Annotated in this window: 7 protein-coding genes; 5 read left to right on the top strand and 2 right to left on the bottom strand. The window is 54.7% G+C overall.

What is annotated here, in order from left to right; genetic code table 11:
• Positions 1–28 precede the first annotated feature (28 nt).
• Positions 29–1090, bottom strand: coding sequence for a glycoside hydrolase family 5 protein (locus QEH53_RS11715; protein WP_309023380.1), 1062 nt, complete (start codon positions 1088–1090; stop codon positions 29–31).
• Positions 1091–1410: 320 nt separating this feature from the next.
• Between QEH53_RS11715 and QEH53_RS11710 the strand changes: the two genes are divergently transcribed.
• The gene (locus QEH53_RS11710; RefSeq protein ID WP_309023379.1) at positions 1411–5355 is read left to right on the top strand and encodes a response regulator; all 3945 of its coding nucleotides are present in this window, start codon (positions 1411–1413) and stop codon (positions 5353–5355) included.
• Between the two features lie 176 nt (positions 5356–5531).
• Here QEH53_RS11710 and rbsK read toward each other — a convergent pair whose 3' ends face one another.
• Positions 5532–6449 carry a ribokinase gene (gene rbsK / locus QEH53_RS11705; protein WP_309023378.1) on the bottom strand — a complete coding sequence of 306 codons (918 nt, stop codon included), beginning with the start codon at positions 6447–6449 and terminating at the stop codon, positions 5532–5534.
• A 152-nt stretch (positions 6450–6601) separates the two neighbouring features.
• Here rbsK and QEH53_RS11700 point away from each other — a divergent pair, with 152 nt between their 5' ends.
• From QEH53_RS11700 to QEH53_RS11685, 4 genes are all read left to right on the top strand, one after another.
• A complete protein-coding gene (locus QEH53_RS11700) occupies positions 6602–8713 on the top strand; it encodes a DUF4038 domain-containing protein (RefSeq protein WP_309023377.1) in 2112 nt (703 codons plus the stop codon).
• A gap of 26 nt (positions 8714–8739) precedes the next feature.
• Positions 8740–9711 (top strand): nucleoside hydrolase, encoded by a 972-nt coding sequence (locus tag QEH53_RS11695; RefSeq protein WP_309023376.1) that lies wholly within the window; start codon positions 8740–8742, stop codon positions 9709–9711.
• Between the two features lie 165 nt (positions 9712–9876).
• A complete protein-coding gene (locus QEH53_RS11690; protein WP_309023375.1) occupies positions 9877–10272 on the top strand; it encodes a hypothetical protein in 396 nt (131 codons plus the stop codon).
• Between the two features lie 198 nt (positions 10273–10470).
• Complete coding sequence (locus QEH53_RS11685; RefSeq protein WP_309023374.1) at positions 10471–10920, top strand: hypothetical protein; 450 nt, start codon at positions 10471–10473, stop codon at positions 10918–10920.
• Positions 10921–11089 lie beyond the last annotated feature (169 nt).

The raw sequence follows: 11089 nt of genomic DNA, 5'->3' as shown, positions 1-11089 counted from the left end.
CTCGAGCGACACCCCCGTCCCCGATCGCCTACTGGTTCAACTCTTCCATCTTCGCCTTGAAGAAAGTGCCTTGACGGGTTGGCGTGTAGTCTTTGTCCGAATACAGTTGTGGTGACCAGCGGTGATCGAACACCCAAGCCGTCCACGAAATGCCCTTCTTCTCGAAGTATGAGATCAGGGCCTCACCATAGACTTCGTCGCCAATAACCGGCACGTGAGCTCCCGGCCCGTCTTCGCTCATAAACCCGAACTCGGTGCAGATCATCGGATACCTGTCTGCCACATAGCCCCAATCCCGTTCCCAATCTTCGATCCACGGAGCCGGACGTTTCTGCGGATAAGGATGGGCCACGTAAGCCACCCCTGGAAACGAAATCGGATCCTTCTTCACATCCGTCAAATCGTATCCAAAATTGAAACCTGCTACCAAAGGAATCTTCTTAGGATCGATGGCCTTGATCATAAAGATCAGCTCCTCCATGTAGGCCTTGTAGTCCGACCATGGAAGACGCCCCATGCGCCCGCTTTGGTTCGTGGGCTCGTTCCACAGCTCGAAAAACGGTACCGCCGCATTATCCTTATAACGCATGGCGATTGTATGCCAAAACCGGAAAGTCTCACCCCGGTCCGTTTTATACATCGGGCGGTGGTAGACATCCGTCAACGGATTGCCGATCGAGTGCCAGTCGATGATCACGTACATGCCCAACTCGGCTGACCACTGTACCGCCTGATCCAGCAACTTCAGGTATCCCTCCTCACCCAAGCGGCGCCAATCTCGCGGGTGCACGGGTAGCCGCACCACGTTTGCATTCCAGCTCGCCGCCTTCTCGAAGTACTCCCGGCTCCAGGTGCCCCGATCCACCAAGGCCGCCGCATCCACCAGAGCCAAGCCGCGAAAAACCACCGTCTCGCCCGACGCGTCCACGAATCGATTCCCATCAACCGAAACCTGCGAAAATTGCTTCCCGGATTCCAAGGCGCTGCGCTCGTCGCTGAACGTACCTTCAGCCCAGGATGCAAGTGCCACCGCTGCTGCTGCGATACTGAACAAGACGGATTTCAATCCATGACATAGACTTTTCTTCATTGGGATAGAGGAATTGAAGTTTGCTTGGGATGCGAACGTGAACGCTCGAATCATCGAATAGAGCCGTCTGCTCATCGGCTCTAAAACTGGATTCATAGACTTAGGACCGTACCTGCCAAAGCTCCGCAGAACTCACCCAAAAGAGCATAGAAATACAAGGCACTGCGCGACCGACCGCATCCCGTTAGACCTACCGTTAAAAAAACGATCAAATCACTCTGAAACGACCCAAAATCGTACCCTGAAACGCATTATTAAATGAAAGATTCTTCGAGTGCGTCGATACACCTTAGGTGACTAGGGAATATCCCCAATCTCCGTTGAAATCAGCAAACGCCACCCATCCCAATTTTCGACACACCCGTTGCCTCACACTTCTGATCGCATCCATTGTGTTCGTCCTTGGCGGAGTTGGCGGGCTCGCCCGTGCCCAAAACGAATCAACGTCCGAAGACAGTGGCAGCCTCACACCCACAAAGATCACAACCTTCGGTGAGTATTGGATAGCCGCTCAAATCGAGGAACTAAAGGACCTGCCACATTCACTCGAACTCGAGTTCGACGTCCTTCACTACGACCCCGAATGGGGAAACCTCTGGGCAGCTCAAGACGGGGTCGGCGGTTACGTTCCGATCTCCTCCACTCCGATGCCCTTCAAATCGGGCAACCGCGTCTCGCTCAAAGGACTCATCATTCCGAGCAAAGGACTCCAACCCGAGCTCATAACTCCAAGCGTTCTCGCAGCTGAAGCCTTCCCCGACCCAAGGAGCTTCACCGCATTCGATGATAGTGACGCCTTGAGCGAAAAGGAACTTCAATGGGCCAGCGTCGAAGGTTACATCGATCAACTCGTCCACCAAGACCCTACCCACCTCGCCTACGAGATGATCACAGGAGGACGACGCATTGAGGTTCGCCTTCTCGTCGACAAGCGGGAACCCATTCCAAACGTGACCGGATCATTCGTCAAAATCCAAGGGCTGATAGTCGTCACCAACGCTGGCGAGGAGACAGAAGACGGGATCACCATTTGGGTGGACGGAATCGACAATATCCAGCATTCCACCGCATCTGCAGAAAGCGCTTCCAAACTTCCGCAAAGCGATCTCGAAACCCTACCCGAGCATCAACCCGACCAACTCCTGCGTGTCCACGGCGTCGTCTACCGGCATAGCCCCGCAAGCACGCTAATCCTCCGAGACCAAACCGGCCAGGTTCAAGTACCCATTCAACAACGAAGCCCACTCAAAACCGGCGACCTCGTGGACGTAATCGGCTACCCTCGTCCCGCCGGAGCGAGCTGGAGCCTCGCCGACGCGCTTTACCTACCCGCGAAGACAGGCGATACCTCGGAGGAAACCAGCGCATTGCTCCTCCAGTATCGACTTTCTGAGCAAGTGCTCAGTGTACCCATAGACCAATTAGAACTTGGGCATTCAGCCAAACTTTCCGGCGTCATTACCTACGTCGACCCGCAGCACCAGTACTTTTACATGCAAGACTCGACCGGAGGCGTCCGCATCGAGCCCACCGAACCGATCACCGCCGTACCTCAGATCGGCGATTCGGTCTCGGTAGAAGGCGCCATCGCTCCAGGCCCCTTCTCCCCCATGGTACTGGCTCGCGACCTCAAATTCTCGGGTCAACTTCCCCTTCCCGCGCCCGAGTATACATCTTATAACGAAGCCCTCTCCGGCAGCTACGATAGCCAGTGGGTCGAGATGGTTGGCTACGTCGACCAAGCCCGCAGCGACGGCCATTGGACAGAGTTAGTGCTCTCCACACCGCAAGGCGACTTCGAAGCAAAAATCTATTCCGCCAACGAGACGAATATCCCGAAATTTCAAGTCGGCACCACGATGCGCTTACGCGGCGTTCTCGTTACCGAAGCGGACAGCAATCGCCATTTTCGCTCGATCCTCTTTGTCGTACCGGAAGAACGCTTCACAAGCATCGAAGTCAAAACGCTCGAAAACCCTTTCGAGCTCCCTCTCTCTGACTTCGGAACCCTCGAGCGCTACAAACCGCGTAACTTTTCGAACCAGTACCAGCATGTCCGAGGCGTTGTAACCCACCACCAAGCCGGACGCACCCTCTACCTAAGCGACGGCGAAAATATTCTACGCGTCCTCAGTCACTCCAATATCCAACTCGAGCCCAACGATGTAGTGGACGTCGTCGGTCTCCCCCAGCGCTCAGCCACCGGACTCTACCTGCGAAACTCCCAGATTAAAAAGACCGGTGAAACAGCCGACATCGAGCCCATCCCCCTCGGCAACGAAATCACAGCCCTCGACCAAAAGCTCGACGGACGCCTCATTAGTTTGAACGGCAGCCTCACCGACTTAGCCATATCCGAAAAGCAAATACGCCTCTTCCTCAATTGCGACCAAAACATGATCGAAGCTATCGGAGACCGCGAGGACTTCGATCCCCTGCTTTCGCAACTCGCCCAAGGCGCCCAGCTGCAACTCACCGGCGTCTACTACCTTGTCTACAACGAACACTCGCTCCCCCAAGAATCCAGTCTCCTCCTAAGAAAAGCCGACGACATCGTGATACTAAAGTCGGCCCCTTGGTGGACGCCGGAGCGAACTGTTGGCGCCTTGCTACTTAGTTTGCTCGCTATCGCCATCGGCGGTTCGTGGGCCTTCTTCCTCCGTCGCAGAGTCGCCGCCCAAACCCTCACCATTCGCGAAAAAATCGAGCGTGAAGCCCTGCTGGAAAGCCAAAACAGAGAAATTGTTTCTAGCGTTGCGGACTTCATCTTCACGATCGACTTCGACGGAAAATTCCTCACGTTCAACGAAGCAGGAGAACGCCTGACCGGATACGCCAAAAGTCAAATCCGCTACCACACCATCTACGACCTGCTCGACGAACGGAAAAGCCGCATCCTCCGCAAGCTACTTTCCAGAAAACGGAACATCGAGAACTCCGTATTTGAAACTCAGATACGGAAGAAAGACGGAAGTCTCGTTTGGGTGGAAGTCAGCGCCGGATTCATCCGGCGAAAAGGAGAAGCCGCTTACCTCTTCGGAGTCATGCACGACATCGACTCCCGCAAGCAAGTCGAGTGCGAGCTCACCCGGGCCAAGGAAGCCGCAGAGGAAAACACCCGGGCCAAGAGCGCCTTCCTCGCCACCATGAGCCATGAGCTGCGCACCCCTATGAATGGCATCATCGGTATGACCGAACTTCTGCTAGACCTCAAAGTCAGCAAACAAGCGCGCGAATTCGGAGAAACCATTCGCGACAGCGCCGCATCCCTCCTCGTACTGCTAAATGACATTCTCGACCTCTCCAAGGCTGAAGCCGGAAAACTCACCGTCGATCCACACCCCTTCAACCTAGCCGAGGCCGTCAAGCAAACCGTCAATCTACTCGAAACCACTGCCCTTTCGAAGGAGATCGATTTCCATCTCACCCTGCCCGAGACCTTGCCAGAGCAAGTGCTCGGCGACGCCGGTCGCCTCCGCCAAGTGCTCCTGAACCTCGTAGGAAACGCCATCAAATTCACTGAGCAAGGAGAAGTGCGCGTATCCATTTCACTCGATTCCCAGACCGACACCACCGTGAACTACCGTTTCCAAATCGTGGATACAGGAATCGGTATTCCTGAAAAAGCCAAAGCGAAGCTGTTCCAATCATTCGTACAAGCTGACAACTCACACTCTCGCCGCTTTGGTGGCTCCGGGCTTGGACTCAAAATTTCCCAAGAGATCGTCTCCCTCCTCGGCGGCCAAATCGGAATGACCAGCCAAGAAGGCGTCGGCTCGAAATTCTGGTTCACAGCCCATTTCGAGAAAGTAGCTCCTTCCCAAGACGAAGTCGTTGAAACAGATGTTTCTGCACCTGCTAAGAAAACTAAGAAACCCACCTGGAAAGGGCCGCCCGTCAACGTTCTCGTGGCCGAAGACATACCCATCAATCAGCGCGTCACCCTCCTCCAGCTCAAGCGAATGGGCATCGAGGCAGACCTCGCCAAGGATGGTCACGAAGTACTGAAGGCCGCCCAGAAGAAACGGTACGACGTCATTTTTATGGACTGCCAAATGCCGGGCATGGACGGACTCGAAGCCACCCGCCAACTGCGCGCAGACCCAGCCCACGACTCAATTCACATCGTTGCCCTCACCGCAAACGCAATGGACGGCGACCGAGAGCGCTGCATCGACGCTGGCATGAACGACTACGTCAGCAAACCCACTCGCCCGGACAAGCTCTACGCTGCCATCGAAACTGCCACTGCAACCAAAACCTGATTCGCTCCTGCGAAGGGCGGCAACGCCCGCGTTCGCTCGAACGCTCACCCGCCCTTCAATACCCGGCGGTCTTGATCTCAACATCCGGCCCGCCCTTCGCTCGCATTAGCTTCGGGTGCAACAACGAGTGTTCAATCATCTTTGCTATTTCCAGTACGCTCGGTTCGCTCATATCATTATACCCCTTTCAATACTTCGTCTAAACTAGGCACGCTGCTCTGGGCTCCAGGTCGGGTCACCGAAATCGAAGCCGCCGAACAAGCAAAGCGGGCCGCTTCCACAGCAGCGATCCCCCGGGAGAGAGCCGCTGCAAAAGCGCCATTAAAACAATCCCCCGCTCCTGTCGAATCGACCGCCTTCGCGTTCACCGCGTAGATACGTTCATATCCGTTTCGTTCGACCAAGACCGCGCCGCGAGCCCCCAGCTTGGCAAGTACCTTTCCCACGCCCTTGTCCAGGAGCGAGCGGGCCGCATCCACTATTTCCGCTTCGCTCGATTCCGCGCTCAATGGGCAAGCTGCCAGAAGCGAAAGCTCGCTCAGGTTCGGCGTCACATAGTCAACCTTGGTCAAAACCGCTTCGTCCAAAGCCGTCGCCGGAGCTGGATCCAAAATCGTGATACAGCTCGCGTCCCTAGCTATGCCTAGGGCCTTCTTCACCGTTTCGATCGGAATCTCTAGCTGAAACAGGGCAATCTTCGCTCCTTTGATAAGAGGCATGTCACGCTCCAGTTCTTCCACCGAGTAAGCCCCGTTCGCGCCCGGCACCACTACGATCCGGTTCTCGCCGCTCGCCTCCACCGTAATGGCAGCCACACCCGTAGTAACACCCTCGATACAACGCACTCCATCGACCGAGACTCCCACCGAAGCCAAGCCCGCTTTTAAGACTCGCCCATAATCGTCCTCTCCCACCCGACCGAGCATCGACACTGCCCCTCCGAGTTTCGCCGCCGCAAATGCCTGATTCGCCCCCTTGCCCCCATTGAAAACCGAAAAGTCGCTTCCTGCCACCGTCTCGCCACCCTCTGGCGCCCGTTCCGCGCTGACCACCAGGTCCGCATTCAAACTTCCTAGCACTACGATTTCACTCATGGCTTCTTTTCAAGCACTCCTGAGGAATTCAAACAACCCAGAACCAAACCGATTTGACCCCTAGCCTAAACTCCGGAATGTAGGAGCCACCCTTCTACAGGCATAGCTCGTTAGCCACCCAGCCTGTTGACAGCAACTGAACCCCATTCCACATGAAACTCGCCGCGATCTTGATCCCCTTGCTCCTATCAGCGACCATCGCCCTGCCAGCCAGCGAGCTCGCCCTCACCAGCTATAATATCCGGTTAGACCTCGCTAGTGACGGCCCTAACCGCTGGGACGAGCGCAAGGAACAACTTGCCGCCCAACTCGCCGCACTCTCCCCCGACATTATCGGCATCCAAGAAGGCATGCCCCACCAAGTCGACTACCTCGCAGAACGACTCAAGGGCTACACCCACATCGGTGTCGGCCGCGACGACGGCAAACGCCAAGGCGAGTTCAGCGCCCTCTACTATCGACCTGCCGATACCGAGCTCCTCGCCACTGAAACCTTCTGGCTTTCCGAAACGCCGCAGAAGCCCTCCTACGGCTGGGGCGCCAATTATCGGCGCATCTGCACCTACGGGCACTTCCGCGATCGTTCTTCAGGCTCGACGTATTGGGTATTCAATACACACTTTGATCACGAGGTCCCTGAAGCTCGCCTCAACAGCGCCCGGCTCATCCTGAAACGCATCGAAGAACTGGTGGCCCCCACCGAAAGCTACTTTCTCATGGGCGACCTAAACGCCACACCTGAATCCCCGCCGATCCAACTCCTTTCCCAACACCTTCTCGACAGCCGCGTCTTTAGCTCGACTACGCCATGCGGACCGGAAGCGACCTTCAACGACTTCGACAACCAGACCTTACCACAAGACCGCATCGACTATATTTTCACTGCACCGGACGTAGCCGTTAGCTCCTACGCCACGCGTAGCGATCTCATCGAACAACGCTACCCCTCGGACCACTTTCCCGTGACCATTCAAGCGACGCTCTTCCCCTACCTACCCAGCCAGCTCGCCGTATCCAAAAGTAACCGACAGCTCGTCGACCAAAACGGTGCACCCTTCTTCTGGCTGGCCGACACCGCTTGGGAGCTCTTCCACCGGCTCAACCTCGAAGACGCAACCCACTACCTCGACGTTCGCGCTGCCCAAGGCTTCAACCTCGTGCAAGCCGTCATCCTCGCCGAGCAATCGGGCCTCACCGTACCCAACGCCAACGGAGACCTTCCCCTGCACGAACTCGACCCCACTCGCCCCAACGAAGCCTACTTCCGACACGTCGATGCCGTCGTCGCAAATGCCAACGCCCGCGGCCTCGTAGTCGGCCTCCTTCCCACCTGGGGAGACAAGTTCAACAAGAAGTGGGGAGTCGGCCCCGAGATCTTCTCTCCAGAGAACGCCGAAACCTACGGTCGATTCCTCAGCGGACGCTATGCCGATGCATCCATCGTCTGGATACTCGGAGGCGACCGCCCACCCGAAGAACCCGAAGACTACGAGATCACCCACGCCATGGCGCGCGGCATCCGCTCAGCCGCCGGCGGCAGACACCTAATCACCTACCACTCCTCTGGCATGAGCAGTTCCTCGAAGTTTTTCCACGACGCCGACTGGCTCGACTTCAACCTTTTCCAAAGCGGTCACTCTCTCCTGCACAACCCGAACTACACCTTCGTCGAAAACGACCTCTCCCTCTCCCCCGCAAAACCGACCTTGGACGGCGAACCTCTCTACGAATACATCCACATCAATTTCAAAACCGAAAACCCGCGTTTCGCCGACTTCCACAGCCGTCGCGCCGGCTATTGGTCCGTCCTCGCCGGGGCCCTCGGACACACCTACGGCCATAACAGCGTTTGGCAAATGTGGTCGCCCGAGCACCATCCCGTCCTCGGCGCAGACGTACCTTGGAGCGAAGCCATCTACTACCCCGGCGCCCACCAAGCCGGATACATGAGAAAAGCATTCGAATCCATCGATTGGCAAAATCTCCGCCCTGCCCAGAACCTTCTTCTCGATCCCTCTGATTCAGTCGAACAGCACATCCGCGTAGCAGCGACCGAGAAAAGAGACTTAATCCTCGCTTACATTCCCCACGGGCAATCTTTCACACTCGGCGACGCCTCACTTCCAAAAATCGAAAATGCCCACTGGTTCAATCCACGCGACGGGCATTCAATCCCATTTGCTCTGCCTGAAGGCGGAACCTTCAATCCCCCCGGCGACGAGTCACCCGCGAACGACTGGCTCCTGATCCTCTCCCACAACTGAAATACATCCTACCCCCCTTCAATCGTATGAAACTTCTCACTACACTCTTCACCCTCGCTAGCACTATCACATTCCTCACCGCCAAGCCCATACCCACTATCCTTTCCACCGACATCGGTAGTGATATCGATGATACCTGGGCTCTCGCCCATATTCTTCGTTCGCCAGAGCTCGACCTAAAGATGGTGCTCACCGAGACCGGCGAAGCCCTCTACCGTGGACAAGTCACCGGCAAAGTGCTTGAAGCTACCCAAAGGGCCGACGTCTCCATCGCCCTCGGCAAAGACTACGGCGTCATGGGAGAACAACATCGCCACCAAGGCCCTTGGGTCAAAAACTACGATCTCTCAGCCTATCCAGGCACCGTGCACCAAGACGGCGTGCAAGCCTTTATCAATCTGGTCAAAACAACCGAGGGTCCCATAAATATCATCGCCATCGGCCCACCCCCTTCTCTCGCTGCAGCCCTCAAACAAGCGCCCGAGATCGCAGAGAAATGCCACTTCTACGGCATGCACGGAAGCTTCGACCTCGGTTACGGCGGCAGCGAAAGCATCTCCGCCGAGACCAACGTCCGGGTCGACCCTGGCGCTTTTCGCGCCGTTATGTCCGCCAACTGGCTTTCCAATACCCTGACCCCTCTCGACACCTGCGGCCTCTACAGCCTCGAAGATGATAACTACCAAAAGATCTGGTCTTCCACCGACGATCCCCTCCTGCGTTCCGTCATCGAAAACTACTGCGTCTGGGCCCCGCGGGTTCCCTGGATGGAGTGCGACTTCTTCACCACACGCAGTTCCACCCTATTTGACGACATCGCTGTCTACATGGCCTATGACGGAAGCCTGCTAAACTATGAAGATATCACATTCTCAGTCACGGACGACGGATACACTCTCCGCGACCCCCAAGGCCCCTTCACCGCCAAAGTCGCAATCTCTTGGAAAGACAAGGAAGCCTTTCAAGACCTCCATATCCAACGCCTCCTAAAACAGTAAGCCCTAGCCTCGACCAACAGGCAGGGAGCAAAGAAAACACTCAGCCGCGATTCTTCGAAGTCAGCTGAAACAAATTCTTGCCGGGAACCACTTAAATATGTCGCTACTCCCCGTACCACGCCGCCCTTCGTCCCTGAATTCCCCCTAAGCCGAACAATCAAAAATATGAAGAAACTCATCTTAGCGGCTTTCCTGATCTGCGTTCAATCGGCATTTCCAAAGCCACTTGGACCACCAAAGGACGATGGGAGCTGGATCTGCGGTTATTCAATCGATGAGTTCGAAAGAGCGATAAGTGAAGCATACTCAAACAAGGCTGAAGCCGAAGCTGCAGATGACAACCTACACGTAATAGGCGGATATCCAGAAATCGAAAAGTGGCTAGGCTTTAAGAAGCAGCTCTACACCGTAGACGAGATCTGGTCGTATCAAATAACTCATTACGATGAAAAGAAGCTAGAATCCACAGAGATGAAGGGATTCGCCGCTGTATCTAATGGCCATGTAGTTTCCTATTTAGGCGAGATCTACCTAGAAATACTGAAAATGAAATCGATCTAGTCAGTCGCGCATACAGCTCCGGCCAGCACTCCGTGCTAGCCTATATCCGCGTATGCACTCGACGCTAGAAGAAATAATATGAAGCAATTACGCCTGCCTATCGCGAAATAACCCCATAAACTCTTACCTAAACAGATTTGGAATCTCAAGCGAAGCCATCTTCGCGTTGCTTTGACCCAAGCGCAAAATAACTATCAAATGAGTATATTAAAACGTACCTTCACGCCTGACTATGAAAAATTCGATGGAATTCGTCCCATAAACATTTACGCAATGAGGTTTATATATATCCTAATGGCTTCCTTGCTAGCTAAAGATGTATGGACCTATATTTTTTCACATGCTCAAGCTTGGGATCCAAGCGAGGCCATGAATTGGAGTATCTGGGCCGCATTTACCTTATTTGCGTTTATCGGTATTTTCAAAACAGTGAAGATGCTGCCCATTTTACTACTAGAGATCGCATATAAATTCATCTGGTTAATATTAGTTGCTTTACCTCTTTATCGCACTGGTAATTTATCAAACGAATCAACTCATGGAATGCTATTCCCTTTCGCACTTGTGATCCTTCCAATCTTGGCGATACCCTGGGGTTATGTAATAAATACATACATCCTTTCTAGGAGTAATACAATTAAAGCCTAACAAACCGTGCTGTTTGAGTCTTTCCTTCGCTCCTCTTATGCTACTAAACACAACAGACTCCTACAAAAACTTAAGCCTCGTCAGAAGAATTCGTGGGTTGATTCGGGTTCTGGAAGATCCCCAAGATTATGATAAAGACATACTTCCAGCGCTTTATAGGTTCTAAATC

This window comes from Pelagicoccus sp. SDUM812002 (assembly GCF_031127835.1).
Classification (GTDB): domain Bacteria; phylum Verrucomicrobiota; class Verrucomicrobiia; order Opitutales; family Opitutaceae; genus Pelagicoccus.
This window is presented reverse-complemented; position numbering and strand designations above follow the sequence as displayed.

Coding starts and splice junctions, on each gene's coding strand:
- QEH53_RS11700 (WP_309023377.1), top strand. CDS start 6,602: ATGAAACTCGCCGCGATCTTGATCCCCTTGCTCCTATCAGCGACCATC.
- QEH53_RS11695 (WP_309023376.1), top strand. CDS start 8,740: ATGAAACTTCTCACTACACTCTTCACCCTCGCTAGCACTATCACATTC.
- QEH53_RS11715 (WP_309023380.1), bottom strand. CDS start 1,090: ATGAAGAAAAGTCTATGTCATGGATTGAAATCCGTCTTGTTCAGTATC.
- QEH53_RS11690 (WP_309023375.1), top strand. CDS start 9,877: ATGAAGAAACTCATCTTAGCGGCTTTCCTGATCTGCGTTCAATCGGCA.
- QEH53_RS11685 (WP_309023374.1), top strand. CDS start 10,471: ATGAGTATATTAAAACGTACCTTCACGCCTGACTATGAAAAATTCGAT.
- rbsK (WP_309023378.1), bottom strand. CDS start 6,449: ATGAGTGAAATCGTAGTGCTAGGAAGTTTGAATGCGGACCTGGTGGTC.